This is a genomic window from Neisseria mucosa (assembly GCF_013267835.1).
Taxonomy (GTDB): domain Bacteria; phylum Pseudomonadota; class Gammaproteobacteria; order Burkholderiales; family Neisseriaceae; genus Neisseria.
Window position 1 is genome coordinate 715,836 of record NZ_CP053939.1, and the last position, 16,039, is coordinate 731,874.

The 16,039-nt window shown below is 50.6% G+C and carries 13 protein-coding genes; 11 read left to right on the forward strand and 2 right to left on the reverse strand.

From position 1 onward, the window contains the following. Positions 1 to 63 precede the first annotated feature (63 nt). On the reverse strand, positions 64 to 1,521 hold the full coding sequence (locus FOC66_RS03350) for a patatin-like phospholipase family protein (RefSeq protein ID WP_003746633.1): 1,458 nt from the start codon (positions 1,519 to 1,521) through the stop codon (positions 64 to 66). Positions 1,522 to 1,660: 139 nt separating this feature from the next. Between FOC66_RS03350 and recO the strand changes: the two genes are divergently transcribed. From recO to FOC66_RS03400, 10 genes are all read left to right on the forward strand, one after another. Beyond that, a complete protein-coding gene (recO, locus tag FOC66_RS03355; RefSeq protein WP_003746635.1) occupies positions 1,661 to 2,404 on the forward strand; it encodes a DNA repair protein RecO in 744 nt (247 codons plus the stop codon). A 69-nt stretch (positions 2,405 to 2,473) separates the two neighbouring features. Continuing rightward, entirely contained in the window at positions 2,474 to 3,202 is a 729-nt protein-coding gene (pdxJ, locus tag FOC66_RS03360) for a pyridoxine 5'-phosphate synthase (RefSeq protein WP_003746637.1), read from the forward strand. Between the two features lie 88 nt (positions 3,203 to 3,290). After that, entirely contained in the window at positions 3,291 to 3,668 is a 378-nt protein-coding gene (gene acpS, locus FOC66_RS03365) for a holo-ACP synthase (protein ID WP_003746639.1), read from the forward strand. A 156-nt stretch (positions 3,669 to 3,824) separates the two neighbouring features. Beyond that, positions 3,825 to 4,628: an NUDIX domain-containing protein gene (locus FOC66_RS03370; protein WP_172884832.1), complete on the forward strand. Its 804-nt coding sequence runs from the start codon at positions 3,825 to 3,827 to the stop codon at positions 4,626 to 4,628. A 1-nt stretch (position 4,629) separates the two neighbouring features. Beyond that, positions 4,630 to 5,052 (forward strand): hypothetical protein, encoded by a 423-nt coding sequence (locus tag FOC66_RS03375; protein ID WP_003746644.1) that lies wholly within the window; start codon positions 4,630 to 4,632, stop codon positions 5,050 to 5,052. A gap of 770 nt (positions 5,053 to 5,822) precedes the next feature. Next, on the forward strand, positions 5,823 to 6,698 hold the full coding sequence (gene prpB, locus FOC66_RS03380; protein WP_036493638.1) for a methylisocitrate lyase: 876 nt from the start codon (positions 5,823 to 5,825) through the stop codon (positions 6,696 to 6,698). 84 nt (positions 6,699 to 6,782) lie between these two features. Then, complete coding sequence (gene prpC / locus FOC66_RS03385; protein WP_003746647.1) at positions 6,783 to 7,937, forward strand: bifunctional 2-methylcitrate synthase/citrate synthase; 1,155 nt, start codon at positions 6,783 to 6,785, stop codon at positions 7,935 to 7,937. A 363-nt stretch (positions 7,938 to 8,300) separates the two neighbouring features. Beyond that, a complete protein-coding gene (gene acnD, locus FOC66_RS03390; RefSeq protein ID WP_003746649.1) occupies positions 8,301 to 10,907 on the forward strand; it encodes a Fe/S-dependent 2-methylisocitrate dehydratase AcnD in 2,607 nt (868 codons plus the stop codon). A 119-nt stretch (positions 10,908 to 11,026) separates the two neighbouring features. Next, a complete protein-coding gene (gene prpF / locus FOC66_RS03395; protein ID WP_036493643.1) occupies positions 11,027 to 12,196 on the forward strand; it encodes a 2-methylaconitate cis-trans isomerase PrpF in 1,170 nt (389 codons plus the stop codon). A 211-nt stretch (positions 12,197 to 12,407) separates the two neighbouring features. Then, on the forward strand, positions 12,408 to 13,619 hold the full coding sequence (locus FOC66_RS03400) for an acetate kinase (protein ID WP_003746653.1): 1,212 nt from the start codon (positions 12,408 to 12,410) through the stop codon (positions 13,617 to 13,619). Between the two features lie 58 nt (positions 13,620 to 13,677). Here the strand turns inward: FOC66_RS03400 and purM are convergent, their stop codons facing one another. Next, positions 13,678 to 14,712 (reverse strand): phosphoribosylformylglycinamidine cyclo-ligase, encoded by a 1,035-nt coding sequence (purM, locus tag FOC66_RS03405; RefSeq protein WP_003746654.1) that lies wholly within the window; start codon positions 14,710 to 14,712, stop codon positions 13,678 to 13,680. Between the two features lie 202 nt (positions 14,713 to 14,914). Here purM and FOC66_RS03410 point away from each other — a divergent pair, with 202 nt between their 5' ends. Next, entirely contained in the window at positions 14,915 to 15,985 is a 1,071-nt protein-coding gene (locus FOC66_RS03410; protein ID WP_003746656.1) for an AI-2E family transporter, read from the forward strand. The last annotated feature ends 54 nt before the right edge of the window (positions 15,986 to 16,039 follow it).

The window sequence follows — 16,039 nt, forward strand, 5'->3', positions numbered from 1 at the left end:
CTTTATCTCTGAGGCCGTCTGAAGGGGTTGAAATCTATTTGTCTATTTTAACAGAGCAATACTTTATGGAACAGATTGTTTCTGTGTTTCTTTTTCGTTTAACGGTTTGAAATCTTTAGCGTCCGGCGGCGGTTCGGCAAAGATGGTGTCTGGATTGTGATGTGCTGCAAATTCTGTCAGCAGGTTGCGGTAGTCCAGCGATTGCTTCATCAGTTCGGCAGCGGCGGTACACAGGTTGTCCACATCTTCCGGCGGCAGATAAAAACTGGTCGGAATGTTCAATACTTTTTCCCTCAACTCGGAAGGAGGGAGGTCTTTGAGGTTGAGGCTGACGAAGGAGAAGCTGATGCCGTCGGTTTGTTTGTCTTTATTCCACTGATCGACGAAGGCGCGGAAACGGCGCAGGGATTCTTGCGAGTTTTGGTCGATGGGGATATTGACGATGGAGGAGACGACGTCGCGGAAACCGGGAACGGCCGCGGTTTTGTCCAAATTGCTGCTGACTTGGTTTTGCGCATTGACGTTGATAACGACGATATGGCGGATTTTGTTTTGTTTGATTTTATGCGTCAGAATTTTTTCCGGATACATCTCCGTCATGTCCAAAAGGCTGCGCATGCCCAGATTGTCGGTCAGGCCGCCGTCTATCAGGTGGATGTAGGGGCGGTTTTTCCCGTCTGCGTATTTTTGGAATCGCTCGTAAAACTCTTTTATAGTGCGGCTTTGTTGTCTGCCTGTTTCACTGTCGTCTACGTTTTCGATTTTAATCGGCGGCGTGTAGTTGCAGCGTCCGCCGTTGTTGTTTAGGGTGATCGGTGCAAAGACCATGGGGACGGAGCTGGATGCGGCGACGGCTCGGGCGATGCGGAGGTTGCCCAGGTCGATACACATCGGATCAAAGTATTCCTGCGTGAAGTTGAAGCGTTCGCCTATGCCCATATCGGTGGCGGAAATGATGGCAAACGGGCCTTTTCCGTGTTTTTCCAAATCGCGGAAAGTGGCTTTGCCGAAAAGATAGTTTTCAAACTGCTCCTGCAACAAATCTCCGCGCCCGTACTCGGGGGAGGCAAGGCGGGGTAGGTTGGACATGGAAAAGGCTTGTTTGATGACTTGGCGTTGGAAGTTTTGATGCAGGAAGCGTTTGTAAAACAATGGGATGGTGTCTTCGCCTTTTAATGCGAAATAGGCGGCCAAAACCGATCCGCCGGATACGCCGACGACGACATCGACGTTGGCCAGCAAGGATTTTCTCTTACCGCCGATGGTTACCTGCTGCTGGTTAAGCTGTTCCAAAACGCCGTAACCCAAGGCCGCCGCACGCGTTCCTCCGCCTGAAAACATGACGACAATTAAGGTATCGTCATCGTCTTCACGCTGGAGTTTGCTGGTTTCAAAGCGGTAGCCTTGCTTCAAATCGACTGCATCAATACCGGCAATGGGTTGGTATTTCACCAAGGAGCAGGCGGATAACAGGGCGAGAGAAAGTATGGAAAGCGTGGATTTGAGCTGGAATTTCGGCATAAAGTCAACAAAATCGGAAAATTATTGAAAACGGATTATAAAGGTTTTCAGGCGTTGTTCACAGAAGCAGGCCTTTCAGACGGCCTTTTGTGTCGATTTTCCGTTATAATCAACACAATCTTTATCTTTCCAAACCCTTATGGCGCAACCGAACCGCATCAACCACGAACCTGTCTTTCTGCTTGCTTCCGCCCCTTGGCGCGAGAGTAGCTTGTGGGTAGAGGCCTTCAGCCGCCGTTATGGACGTGTGGCTTTGTTGGCCAGAAGTGCGCGCAAACGACAGAGCGAGTTGCGCGGCGTGTTGGTGCCGTTTGTGCCGGTGAGCGCGTCTTGGTATGGTTCGCAAGAGTTGAAGACCTTACATCGCGCCGAATGGATAGGCGGTTGGCCGCAGCCGCAGGGCAGGGCTTTGTTCAGCGGATTGTATGTGAACGAGTTGATGCTGAAGTTGACCGTCCGCGAAGACCCGTTGCCCGAGCTTTACGATGTTTTGGCGGAAACCATGAAAACCATTTGTTGCGAGGCCAACCACATTGCCGCTTTGCGTCGTTTTGAATGGACGCTGCTGACACGCTTGGGCTTTGCCCCCGATTTGTTCCATGACGGCAACGGCAATGAAATCAACGGCGAAGAAACGTATTGGCTCACGCCGGAAGAGGCTGTGGTGCCCTTGGCAGAGGCCGACCGCTTTCACGCGCTCAATAAAGGCGTTGCCGTATCGGGTGCGACGTTAATCGATTTGAGGGAAGGCAGTTTCGTTCATCAGGAAAGTCTGGGGCAGGCTTTGAAAGTAACGCGGCTTTTGATTGACAACCTTCTGCCCGAGGGCATCAAGTCTCGGCAGGTTTTGCAACAGTTGCAGCAGTTTGGTTTGGGCAGTTGAATTTTTTTCAGACGGCCTTTGATATGAGAAGGCTCAGGCCGTCTGAAACCTTAAAGAAAGGACATTATTATGTTGTTAGGCGTAAACATCGACCATATTGCCACCGTCCGCAATGCGCGCGGTACGATTTATCCCAGCCCTGTCGAGGCGGCGCTGATTGCGGAAACCCACGGCGCAGATTTGATTACCATGCACTTGCGTGAAGACCGCCGCCATATTAAAGATGCGGACGTGTTTGCCGTTAAAAACGCCATCCGCACGCGCCTGAATTTGGAAATGGCGTTGACGGAAGAAATGCTGGAAAACGCGCTCAACGTCATGCCGGAAGATGTGTGCATCGTGCCTGAAAAACGCCAAGAAGTAACCACCGAAGGCGGTTTGGACGTATTGGCGCAACAGGATAAAGTGGCCGAGTTCACCAAAATCCTGACCGACGCTGGCATCCGCGTGTCCTTGTTTATCGATGCCGACAACGCGCAAATCCAAGCCGCTTATGATGTCGGCGCGCCCGTTATCGAATTGCACACCGGTGCGTATGCCGATGCGCACGGCCACGCCGAGCAGATGAAACAATTCGAGCGCATTCAAAACGGTGCGCATTACGCCAGCGATTTGGGCTTGATCGTCAACGCCGGACACGGCCTGACCATTCACAACGTAACGCCGATTGCCCAAATTCTCGCCATCCGCGAGCTGAACATCGGCCATTCGCTGATTTCCCAAGCACTCTTCCTCGGCCTGCCTGAAGCGGTCCGCCAAATGAAGGAAGTCATGTTCAGGGCCAGAATGTTGCCTTAAGGGCATCAGCCATACCGGCTAAAGCGGTTTGCTTTGGCCGGTAGCCGCATTTTCAGACGGCCTGACTATTTAAACAAGGAGCAGACCCATGATTTACGGAATAGGCACGGATATTGTTTCCCTCAAACGCATTATCCGCCTGAACAAAAAATTCGGACTGGCATTTGCGCAACGCATTCTCAGCCCGGAAGAGCTGTTGGAATTTCCGCAGGCAGGCAAGCCGGTCAACTATCTTGCCAAACGCTTTGCCGCCAAGGAGGCCTTTGCCAAAGCTGTCGGGACGGGCATACGCGGCGTGGTGTCCTTCCGTAATATCGGTGTCGGGCATGACGCATTGGGCAAGCCTGAATTGTTTTTTGCACCGGCTTTGAGCAAATGGCTGGAAGAGCAGGGCATCCGCGGCTGTCATCTGAGCATGAGCGATGAAGAAGATACCGTCATGGCTTTTGTCATTGCGGAAAAATAAAGCCGGCCAATTTAAGTATTCTGGAATAGAACATCCTTTTCAGACGGCCTGAAGGATTGGATATTTGTTAAAAGTCGGGCGCATAGGCCCGACATCGTTTTTTTACGCATAAATCGGCAGGTGTCGCTGCCTGCTACGTATAAGAATAATCTCATGATGACTGAAGACACACGTCCCTTGGTGCAAGTGGTTGCCGGGATTTTGCTTGATCCAAACGGCCGCTACCTGCTCAGTTCCCGCCCGGAGGGCAAGCCCTATGCCGGATATTGGGAATTTGCCGGCGGCAAGGTGGAAGCCGGTGAAAGCGATTTTCAAGCCTTGCAACGCGAGTTTGAAGAAGAACTCGGTATCCGTATCCTTGCCGCTACGCCGTGGCTGACCAAAGTCCATTCCTACGAACATGCACATGTACGCCTGCATTTTTTATGGGTGGAAGCCGACCAATGGACGGGCGAAATCCAATCGAGGGAAGGGCAGAAATGGGCATGGCAAAAGGCCGGGGATTTTACCGTTACGCCGATGCTGCCAGCCAATAGCGCATTGTTACGCTCCCTATCCATTCCGCGCCGGCTTCAAGGCCGTCTGAAAAGCGGCTTGAGCGGTCAAAACAGCATGGGCGAATATCATGTTGTGCCATATATGTTGACTCAGCATCAAAGCGCATCTGCCGTATTGTTGGAATTTGCCGATTGGCAGCAAGGCAAACCTATAGAAGCGCTCAGTGTGTGGCCAATCATTGAAAATGCCGAACAATGGCGGCAGGTGCAAAATGCGGATGCCGTTGTTTGGAAAGTGGCTGACGAAGCGGCTGCCGGGCAAGTTGCCGATATTTTGGCGCAAGGCGTGGCGATGCCGCTGATTGTGGCAGCTCCGGAAAGTCTGGTTTCCATTTATCGTGAACAGTGGCAGAGCATGGGTGTGCATGCCGTTTTGACCGATAATGACATTGAGGCCGTCTGAAATGAGTAAAAATCAAAAGCTTTTGATTGCCGCTGTTTTACTGATTGTGTTCGCGGTGGCCAAACTGCTGCTCTTGGATTGGTGGCAGCAACAGCAATCAAAAACGAAAGTAGTCGAATGTAATTTGACACAAGGCTGCGTCCTGCCTGACGGTTCAAAAGTGCGTGCGACATCCATCAATACGCACGAACCATTTGATATTGTGATAGAGAATGTTCCGCAAAATACGGGCGTGGTCAGTATCAGTTTCAGCATGAAAAACATGGACATGGGCTTCAACCGCTATAACCTGACTAAACAATCTCCGCGAAGCTGGCAGGCTTTGCAAATCCGCTTGCCGTTTTGTGTCGAGGGCCGCCATGATTACACTGCCGATATTACCGTCGGCAAACAGACTTTTCAGACGGCATTTAGCGCGAAGTAGCCATCCGATAGAGGCCGTCTGAACAGCATAGGCTAAAAAAATCTAATTTTTTAGATGATGTATTTAAAAAATTCCTTATAAATGAATCAATTATAAATTATTTTTTGATGGATTGTTTACAATCATTCTGAATGCAAACCCAAAATACAAAACGGACAGAAGCCAGGCTACATCAGGGTTTGATGTGACAGAGACTGTCCGTTTTTTATGTTTGTTGCGAAAGAATCGTTTATTAATAACTGAATTTTTTATAATTTTTTTGAAAAAAGTGTTTGACAAGACCGGTTTTATTTTTTAAATTTGTTTCCATAAATAAAAACTACATCGCACTACAAAGGAACATCATCATGAATCTGTATCAAACCACTCTCTCTTGTTATAGATTTTCTCCCATCTCTGCCGCTCCCGTCGCTGCCAGCTTATTGGCAGTCGCGACGGTCTGAAGGCTCTCAATCCGAATCCAGTTTCCGCATTTCCACAAACACTTCGGGTTTTTAAATATCTGTATCCCCCAGCAGCCATTCATATACTGATTAATAAAAATTTAAAAACGTACGCCTCCGCTTCAGCCTTATTGTATTTATTGGTTTTGATAACTATTTGTATTTATTGATTTTAAATTTTCAGATGGTTGATGATTGAAATTTTACAGGCCGTCTGAAAACAGTTTTCAGAATAATTGTTTATTTTTAAACGGTTCGTTTCAGGTTGTGAAAAAACCGAGCCGTCCGATTAATACTGATGAAAAAAGTCTATAAAGGAGAAATATGATGAGTCAACACTCTGCCGGAGCACGTTTCCGCCAAGCCGTGAAAGAATCAAACCCTCTTGCCGTAGTCGGTTGCGTCAATGCTTACTTTGCACGATTGGCCACCCAAAGCGGTTTCAAGGCGATTTATCTGTCCGGCGGCGGCGTGGCAGCCTGCTCTTGCGGTATCCCTGATTTGGGCATTACCACAATGGAAGATGTGCTGATCGACGCACGACGCATTACGGACAACGTGGATACGCCTCTGCTGGTGGACATTGATGTGGGTTGGGGCGGTGCATTCAATATTGCCCGTACCATTCGCAACTTTGAACGCGCCGGTGTTGCAGCAGTTCACATCGAAGATCAGGTAGCGCAAAAACGCTGCGGCCACCGTCCGAACAAAGCCATTGTTTCTAAAGATGAAATGGTCGACCGTATCAAAGCTGCCGTCGATGCCCGCGTTGATGAGAACTTTGTGATTATGGCGCGTACCGATGCGCTGGCGGTAGAAGGTTTGGATGCTGCTATCGAACGAGCCCAAGCGTGTGTCGAAGCTGGTGCAGACATGATTTTCCCTGAAGCCATGACCGATTTGAAAATGTACCGCCAATTTGCAGATGCAGTGAAAGTACCTGTATTGGCCAACATTACCGAGTTTGGTGCTACACCGCTTTATACGCAAAGCGAGCTGGCTGAAAACGGCGTATCGCTGGTGCTGTATCCGCTGTCATCGTTCCGCGCCGCAAGCAAAGCCGCATTGAATGTTTATGAGGCGATTATGCGCGACGGCACGCAGGCGGCGGTGGTAGATACCATGCAAACCCGTGCCGAGCTGTACGAGCATCTGAACTATCATGCCTTCGAGCAAAAACTGGATAAATTGTTTCAAAAATGATTTACCGCTTTCAGACGGCCTTTCAACAAATCCGCATCGGCCGTCTGAAAAATAAAACCCATAAAAATACAAAGGAGAAATACCATGACTGCAACTACTCAAACCCCGACTTTCAAACCTAAAAAATCCGTTGCGCTTTCTGGCGTTGCGGCCGGTAATACCGAATTGTGTACCGTTGGCCGTACCGGTAACGATTTGAGCTATCGCGGTTATGACATCTTGGATTTGGCACAAAAATGCGAGTTTGAAGAAGTCGCCCACCTGCTGATTCACGGTCATCTGCCCAATAAATTCGAGCTGGCCGCTTATAAAGCCAAACTCAAATCCATGCGCGGCCTGCCTATCCGTGTGATCAAAGTTTTGGAAAGCCTGCCTGCACATACCCATCCGATGGACGTAATGCGTACCGGCGTATCCATGCTGGGCTGCGTTCATCCTGAACGTGAAAGCCATCCGGAAAGTGAAGCGCGCGACATCGCCGACAAACTGATCGCCAGCCTCGGCAGCATCCTGCTGTACTGGTATCAATATTCTCACAACGGCAAACGCATTGAAGTTGAAAGCGACGAAGAGACCATCGGCGGTCATTTCTTGCACCTGTTGCACGGCAAACGCCCAAGCGAATCACATATCAAAGCCATGCATGTTTCACTGATTCTGTATGCGGAGCATGAGTTCAACGCTTCTACCTTTACCGCCCGCGTGATTGCCGGTACAGGCTCTGATATGTACTCCAGCATTACCGGTGCAATCGGCGCGCTGAAAGGTCCGAAACACGGCGGCGCAAACGAAGTGGCTTACGATATTCAAAAACGCTACCGCAATGCCGACGAAGCCGAAGCCGACATCCGCGAACGCATCGGCCGCAAAGAAATCGTGATCGGTTTCGGTCATCCGGTGTACACCATCTCCGACCCTCGCAACGTTGTCATTAAAGAAGTGGCACGCGGTTTGAGCAAAGAAACCGGCGATATGCGCCTCTTTGACATTGCCGAACGCTTGGAAAGCGTGATGTGGGAAGAGAAAAAAATGTTCCCGAATCTGGACTGGTTCTCTGCCGTTTCCTACCAAAAATTGGGCGTACCGACCGCTATGTTCACACCGTTGTTCGTAATTTCCCGTACAACCGGTTGGAGCGCACACGTTCTCGAGCAACGCAAAGACGGCAAAATCATCCGTCCGAGCGCGAACTACACAGGCCCTGAAGATTTGGCATTCGTGGAGATTGAAAACCGCTGATACGCGTAACAGCAGGGTGGGCCGCCAGCCCGCCCCATCTCGAAATGCCGTTTGAAAACAATGAATAAATGATGTTTTCGTTTTTCGACGGCCTAGTGCAGTATGCGAGAGAGAGAGCCGGCCGTTTGGAAAACATGCTGCTCTGCTGTCGTCATTCTGTAAAGAGTGCCGAAAGATTTAAGTTTGGATTTCCGTCTATACGGGAATGATGGTAGCAGAGCGGCAATTTTTTTTCATACCGCGAATAGATTTCAAATCACAAGCAATAAAACCGAATTTATGGTTTCAGACGGCCTGAAGGTCCGAATCAACAGGCCGTCTGAAACCCAAAACCAAAAAAATAATAGATTTAGGAGAACCAACATGACTGCCAACCAACGCTACCGCAAAGCTTTGCCCGGTACGGATTTGGAATATTACGACGCGCGTCAGGCGTGTGAAGACATCAAACCAGGCTCTTACGACAAGCTGCCTTACACAAGCCGCATCTTGGCTGAGAACTTGGTCAACCGCGCAGACAAAGTCGACCTGCCTACGCTGCAAAGCTGGCTGGGTCAGCTGATTGAGGGAAAACAGGAAATCGACTTCCCTTGGTATCCGGCGCGCGTGGTGTGTCACGATATTCTGGGGCAGACAGCGTTGGTGGATTTGGCAGGTCTGCGCGATGCAATTGCCGAAAAAGGCGGCGATCCTGCCAAAGTGAATCCGGTGGTGCAAACCCAGCTTATCGTCGACCACTCTTTGGCCGTTGAATGCGGCGGCTACGATCCTGATGCTTTCCGCAAAAACCGCGAAATCGAAGACAGACGTAACGAAGACCGTTTCCACTTCATCAACTGGACGAAAACCGCATTTGAAAATGTGGACGTGATTCCGGCGGGCAACGGCATTATGCACCAAATCAACTTGGAAAAAATGTCGCCCGTCGTCCAAGTCAAAAACGGCGTGGCATTCCCTGATACCTGCGTCGGTACAGACTCACATACGCCGCACGTCGATTCATTGGGCGTGATTTCCGTAGGCGTGGGCGGTTTGGAAGCCGAAACCGTGATGTTGGGCCGTGCATCCATGATGCGTCTGCCTGATATTGTCGGCGTTGAGCTGACCGGCAAACGCCAGCCGGGCATTACTGCCACCGACATCGTGTTGGCACTGACCGAATTCTTGCGTAAAGAGCGCGTGGTTGGCGCATTTGTCGAGTTTTTCGGTGAAGGCGCAAGAAGTCTGTCCATCGGCGACCGTGCCACCATTTCCAACATGACCCCTGAGTTCGGCGCAACTGCCGCAATGTTCGCCATCGACGAGCAAACCATTGATTATTTGAAACTGACCGGTCGCGACGATGCGCAAGTGAAATTGGTAGAAACCTACGCCAAAACCGCAGGCTTGTGGGCAGATGCCTTGAAAACCGCCGTTTATCCTCGCGTATTGAAATTTGATTTGAGCAACGTAACGCGCAACATGGCAGGCCCAAGTAATCCGCATGCCCGTTTTGCGACCGCCGATTTGGCCAGCAAAGGCTTGGCTAAACCTTACGAAGAGCCTTCAGACGGCCAAATGCCTGACGGTGCTGTGATTATTGCCGCGATTACTTCCTGTACCAATACTTCCAATCCGCGCAACGTTGTCGCCGCCGCGCTGTTGGCACGCAATGCCAACCGTCTTGGCTTAAAACGCAAACCTTGGGTGAAATCTTCATTTGCCCCTGGTTCAAAAGTAGCCGAAATCTATTTGAAAGAAGCAGGCCTGCTGCCTGAAATGGAAAAACTCGGCTTCGGTATTGTTGCCTTCGCATGTACCACCTGTAACGGCATGAGCGGCGCACTGGATCCGAAAATCCAAAAAGAAATCATCGACCGCGATTTGTACGCTACCGCCGTATTGTCAGGCAACCGCAACTTCGACGGCCGTATCCATCCGTATGCGAAACAGGCTTTCCTCGCTTCGCCTCCGTTGGTCGTTGCCTACGCGCTGGCAGGCAGCATTCGTTTCGATATTGAAAACGACGTTCTCGGCGTTTCAGACGGCCGCGAAATCCGCCTGAAAGATATCTGGCCGACCGACGAAGAAATCGATGCCATTGTTGCCGAATATGTGAAACCGCAGCAGTTCCGCGATGTGTATGTACCGATGTTCGACACCGGCAAGGCGCAAAAAGCCCCGAGCCCGCTGTACGACTGGCGCCCGATGTCCACCTATATCCGCCGTCCGCCCTATTGGGAAGGCGCGCTGGCGGGTGAACGCACATTAAGAGGTATGCGACCGCTGGCGATTCTGCCCGACAACATCACCACCGACCACATTTCGCCGTCCAACGCGATTCTGGCGGCGAGTGCGGCGGGCGAATATCTGGCGAAAATGGGTTTGCCCGAAGAAGACTTCAATTCATACGCTACCCACCGCGGCGACCACCTCACCGCCCAACGCGCCACATTCGCCAATCCGAAACTGTTTAACGAAATGGTAAAAAACGAAGACGGCAGCGTACGCCAAGGTTCGCTGGCACGCGTTGAACCCGAAGGCAAAACCATGCGCATGTGGGAAGCCATCGAAACCTATATGAACCGCAAACAGCCGCTCATCATCATCGCCGGCGCGGACTACGGTCAAGGCTCAAGCCGCGACTGGGCTGCAAAAGGCGTACGCCTCGCCGGTGTGGAAGCGATTGTTGCCGAAGGCTTCGAGCGTATCCACCGCACTAACTTAATCGGTATGGGCGTATTGCCGCTGCAGTTCAAACCGGGTACCAACCGCCATACCCTGCAACTGGACGGTACGGAAACCTACGACGTTGTCGGCGAACGCACACCGCGCTGCGACCTGACCCTCGTGATTCACCGTAAAAACGGCGAAACCGTCGAAGTGCCGGTTACCTGCCGCCTCGATACCGCAGAAGAAGTGTTGGTATATGAAGCCGGTGGCGTGTTGCAACGTTTCGCACAAGACTTCTTAGAAGGAAATGCAGCGTAAGGTAAATCGGGTATCGTCAAAATGCCCGGGCTACGCTAAAAAAGGTTTTCAGACGGCCTCGAATGTTTGAGAGGCCGTCTGAAAAAAAACCATACGAGAAATACAAAGGAGAACTCGAAATGCCGCAAATTAAAATCCCCGCCGTTTACTACCGCGGCGGTACATCTAAAGGCATTTTCTTCAAACGCACCGATCTGCCGGCTGCTGCGCAGGAAGCAGGCGAGGCGCGCGACAAAATCCTCTTGCGCGTACTCGGCAGCCCCGACCCTTACGGCAAACAGATTGACGGTTTGGGCAACGCCAGTTCGTCCACCAGTAAAGCCGTGATTTTGGACAAATCTGAACACGCCGATCACGATGTTGATTACTTGTTCGGACAAGTTTCCATCGACAAACCTTTTGTCGATTGGAGCGGCAACTGCGGCAATCTGACCGCCGCCGTGGGCGCATTTGCCATCGAACAAGGCTTGGTTGATAAATCCAAAATCCCTTCAGACGGCCTGTGTACCGTCAAAATCTGGCAGAAAAACATCGGCAAAACCATTATTGCCCATGTACCGATGCAAAACGGCGCAGTTTTAGAAACAGGTGATTTTGAGCTAGACGGCGTAACGTTCCCGGCAGCCGAAGTACAAATTGAATTTTTAGATCCAGCCGACGGCGAAGGCAGTATGTTCCCAACCGGCAATTTGGTCGATGAAATTGATGTGCCGAATATAGGCCGTCTGAAAGCCACGCTTATCAATGCCGGTATTCCAACCATTTTCCTGAATGCCGCAGATTTGGGCTACACAGGTAAAGAGTTGCAAGACGACATCAACAACGATGCCACGGCACTGGAAAAATTTGAAACCATCCGCGCATATGGCGCGCTGAAAATGGGCTTGATCAGCGACGTATCCGAAGCCGCCACCCGCGCCCATACTCCGAAAGTCGCTTTTGTCGCCCCTGCGGCCGATTACACCGCTTCAAGCGGCAAAACCGTCCAAGCTGCCGACATCGACTTGTTGGTACGCGCGCTGAGCATGGGCAAATTGCACCACGCCATGATGGGTACCGCTTCAGTTGCCATCGCTACCGCCGCCGCCGTGCCCGGTACGCTGGTCAACCTTGCAGCCGGAGGCGGAGCGCGTAAAGAAGTCCGTTTCGGTCATCCGTCAGGCACACTGCGTGTCGGTGCCGCCGCCGAATGTCAGGACGGACAATGGACGGCTACCAAAGCAGTCATGAGCCGTAGCGCACGCGTGATTATGGAAGGACAAGTCCGAGTGCCGGAAGATTGCTTTTAAGTTTTCAGACGGCCGCAGCCTTAAATAAGGCCGTCTGAAAACCAAATAAGCAAATTTTAGTCAGGTAGCGATACCTGCAATGGAGATTAGGGTTGGGCATAAAGCCTGACTAAACACCAAATCAAAGGCAATCTGAAAAGCTCTCAAATATTCTTGCTCTTTTCAGACGGCCTGAAGCCAAAAATAATCAAAAATTCAAAGGAGAAACACCATGTCCAACCAACTCATTCTTGTTCTGAACTGCGGCAGCTCTTCGCTCAAAGGCGCCGTTATCGACCGTAAAAGCGGTAATGTCCTCCTAAGCTGTCTCGGCGAACGTTTGGGTACGCCCGAAGCAGTCATTACGTTCAGCAAAGACGGTAAAAAATGCCAAACAGCCTTGACCGGCCGTAACGACCATGCCGGTGCCGTAGGTATGCTGTTGAAAGAGCTTGAAAAACACGGCCTGCACGACCGCATTAAAGCCATTGGCCACCGCATCGCACACGGCGGCGAAAAATACAGCGAATCTGTTTTGATCGACCAAGCGGTAATGGACGAACTCAATGCCTGCATTCCGCTCGCTCCGCTGCACAACCCTGCCAATATTAACGGTATTTTGGCTGCGCAAGAGCATTTCCCAGGCCTGCCCAATGTCGGCGTGATGGATACTTCGTTCCACCAAACCATGCCGGAGCGTGCCTACACTTATGCCGTTCCGCGTGAATTGCGTAAAAAATACGCTTTCCGCCGCTACGGTTTCCACGGTACCAGCATGCGTTACGTTGCCCCTGAGGCCGCACGGATTTTGGGCAAACCTCTGGAAGACATCCGCATGATTATTGCCCACTTAGGCAACGGCGCATCCATTACCGCCATCAAAAACGGCAAATCCGTTGACACCAGTATGGGCTTCACGCCGATCGAAGGTTTGGTAATGGGCACCCGTTGCGGCGACATCGATCCGGGTGTATACAGCTATCTGACTTCCCAAGCCGGATTGGATGTTGCCCAAGTTGATGAAATGCTGAACAAAAAATCAGGCTTGCTCGGTATTTCCGAACTCTCCAACGACTGCCGTTCTTTGGAAATCGCGGCGGATGAAGGCCATGAAGGCGCTCGTTTGGCCCTGGAAGTCATGACCTACCGCCTTGCCAAATACATTGCTTCGATGGCAGTGGCTTGTGGCGGCGTTGACGCACTCGTGTTTACCGGCGGTATCGGCGAAAACTCGCGCAACATCCGTGCCAAAACCGTTTCCTATCTTGATTTCTTGGGTCTGCACATCGACACCAAAGCCAACATGGACAAACGCTACGGCAACTCCGGTATCATCAGTCCGACAGGTTCTATGCCGGCTGTTTTGGTTGTGCCAACCAATGAAGAGCTGATGATTGCCCACGATACGGCGCAGTTGGCCGGCTTTTTGGAAGAAGTAGGCTAGGGCAGTGTAAACAAAAAAGTGCGGATTCATCATCCGCACTTTTTCATTGCATCTCAAATCAAGCCACTTGGGTTTGATGTTCGTCACCGTTACGTTCACGAATAACGCCCAAACGGTAAACGGTTTCGCCTTGTTCGCTCAAGAAAGCTTGTACTGCATCAGCATCTTCTTTAGCAATAATAACGACCATGCCGATACCGCAGTTGAACGTACGGTACATTTCTTGGGTTTCCACATTGCCTGCTTTTTGCAGCCATTGGAACAGTTTAGGCAATTCCCACGCTTTGGCATCGATTTGTGCAACGGTATTTTCAGGCAAAACGCGAGGTACGTTTTCGGTAATGCCACCGCCGGTAATGTGGGCCATGCCTTTAATGGTGAATTTTTCCAAAGCGGCAAGGATAGGTTTCACATATAGACGGGTAGGGGCGATGATGGCTTCGCGCAAAGTTTTGCCGTGGTCGAATTCCGCGTCCAAATCGGGATTGTCGCGCTCGATGATTTTGCGTACCAAAGAGTAGCCGTTGGAGTGTGCGCCGTTGGAGGCCAAGCCCAAAACAACGTCCCCGGCCTGAATGCTGCGGCCGTTAATCACGCGTTCTTTTTCAACCACGCCGACGGCAAAACCTGCCAAGTCGTATTCGCCTTCGGGATACATGCCCGGCATTTCGGCAGTTTCACCGCCAATCAAAGCGCAACCGGATTCTTCGCAGCCTTGGGCAATGCCTTTAATCACATCAGTCGCGCGGGCAACATCCAGCTTGCCGCAAGCGAAATAGTCCAAGAAGAACAAAGGTTCTGCGCCTTGAACCAAAATGTCGTTGACACTCATGGCAACCAAATCGATGCCGACGGTATCGTGTTTGTCCCAGTCGAATGCCAGTTTCAGCTTGGTGCCGACGCCGTCCGTACCGGAAACCAATACCGGATTTTTGTATTTTTTGCCGATTTCGACCAAAGCGCCGAAACCGCCCAAATCACCCAACACTTCAGGGCGCATAGTACGTTTGGCAAAAGGTTTGATGTTTTCGACCAGTTGATCGCCTGCGTCGATATCCACGCCTGCGTCACGATAGCTCAAAGAAGTGCTCATTGGATTTCCTTATTCGGGTATGGGTAGATTGTCGGAGCGTATTTTATCTTAAATTGGAGGATTCAGGCTGAATTTTTTGGCGTTATTGTTAACAATTTTATTTTGCCTTGATTGGTGCCGCACTTTCAGACGGCCTTTGTGAATCTGTTATACTGCTTATTTATTTTGAAAACCTTAAACATCAATTGGGAAATACCTTTTTATGTATCAAAAGAAAGCGCGCGGGGCAAAACCGTGGATTATTATGGCTTGCGTCATCGCAGCCTTTATTTGGCTTTTATATGCTTTGGGCGATGTTTTGACGCCGTTTATTGTGGCTGCCGTTTTGGCCTATGTTTTGAATCCCTTGGTCGAATGGCTGCAACTGAGGCGTATCCGCCGCGCACCGGCATCTATGATTATTATGGCGTTTGCCTTACTGGTATTGCTGTCGTTGGTGCTGATTATCGTGCCTATGTTGTTGAACCAGTTTAACAATCTGGCTGAACGTCTACCACAGATTGTAGGTTTTGTTCAAAACAAACTGCTGCCGTGGCTCAACAGCGTCAGCGGGGATTATATTCAAATCGATCAAGAATCAATTATTGCATGGTTGCAGTCGCATACAGATGAGTTGAGCAATACGCTCAAAGCATGGATTCCTACCCTGATGCGCCAGAGTGGCAACGTGATCAGCGGCGTCAGCAATTTGGTATTGTTGCCTTTGCTGTTGTATTACTTCTTGTTGGACTGGAAACGCTGGTCTTCCGGAATCAGCAAATTGGTTCCGCGCCGCTTTATCGAGACCTACACGCGTATTAGCAGCAATATGGACGAAGTCTTGGGCGAGTTTCTGCGCGGCCAGCTGATGGTCATGATGATTATGGGCTTGGTCTATGGCTTGGGCTTGATGCTGGTCGGTTTGGATTCCGGTTTTGCTATCGGTATGATTGCCGGTATTTTGGTATTTATTCCGTATTTGGGTGCATTTACCGGCCTTTTGCTGGCAACAGTTGCCGCGCTTTTACAATATGGCTCATGGCAGGGTTTGTTGATGGTCTGGGCTGTATTCGGTGTTGGACAATTCCTGGAAAGCTTTTTCATTACGCCTAAAATCGTCGGCGACCGCATCGGTTTGTCTCCGCTCTGGGTGATTTTCTCGTTGATGGCTTTCGGACAACTGATGGGTTTTGTCGGTATGCTTGCCGGTCTGCCGCTTGCCGCTGTAACGCTGGTTTTATTGCGTGAAGGCGCATCTGCTTATTTCGGCAGCCATTTCTACAAACATAAATAAATCGATGATATTAAGGCCGTCTGAAATCCAAGTTTCAGACGGCCATTGATAATA

Bases quoted from the DNA above. Each gene is read 5' to 3' on its own strand.
- recO (WP_003746635.1), top strand. From the start codon at position 1,661: ATGGCGCAACCGAACCGCATCAACCACGAACCTGTCTTTCTGCTTGCT.
- FOC66_RS03375 (WP_003746644.1), top strand. From the start codon at position 4,630: ATGAGTAAAAATCAAAAGCTTTTGATTGCCGCTGTTTTACTGATTGTG.
- pdxJ (WP_003746637.1), top strand. From the start codon at position 2,474: ATGTTGTTAGGCGTAAACATCGACCATATTGCCACCGTCCGCAATGCG.
- acpS (WP_003746639.1), top strand. From the start codon at position 3,291: ATGATTTACGGAATAGGCACGGATATTGTTTCCCTCAAACGCATTATC.
- FOC66_RS03400 (WP_003746653.1), top strand. From the start codon at position 12,408: ATGTCCAACCAACTCATTCTTGTTCTGAACTGCGGCAGCTCTTCGCTC.
- purM (WP_003746654.1), bottom strand. From the start codon at position 14,712: ATGAGCACTTCTTTGAGCTATCGTGACGCAGGCGTGGATATCGACGCA.
- prpC (WP_003746647.1), top strand. From the start codon at position 6,783: ATGACTGCAACTACTCAAACCCCGACTTTCAAACCTAAAAAATCCGTT.
- prpF (WP_036493643.1), top strand. From the start codon at position 11,027: ATGCCGCAAATTAAAATCCCCGCCGTTTACTACCGCGGCGGTACATCT.
- prpB (WP_036493638.1), top strand. From the start codon at position 5,823: ATGAGTCAACACTCTGCCGGAGCACGTTTCCGCCAAGCCGTGAAAGAA.
- FOC66_RS03370 (WP_172884832.1), top strand. From the start codon at position 3,825: ATGACTGAAGACACACGTCCCTTGGTGCAAGTGGTTGCCGGGATTTTG.
- acnD (WP_003746649.1), top strand. From the start codon at position 8,301: ATGACTGCCAACCAACGCTACCGCAAAGCTTTGCCCGGTACGGATTTG.
- FOC66_RS03410 (WP_003746656.1), top strand. From the start codon at position 14,915: ATGTATCAAAAGAAAGCGCGCGGGGCAAAACCGTGGATTATTATGGCT.
- FOC66_RS03350 (WP_003746633.1), bottom strand. From the start codon at position 1,521: ATGCCGAAATTCCAGCTCAAATCCACGCTTTCCATACTTTCTCTCGCC.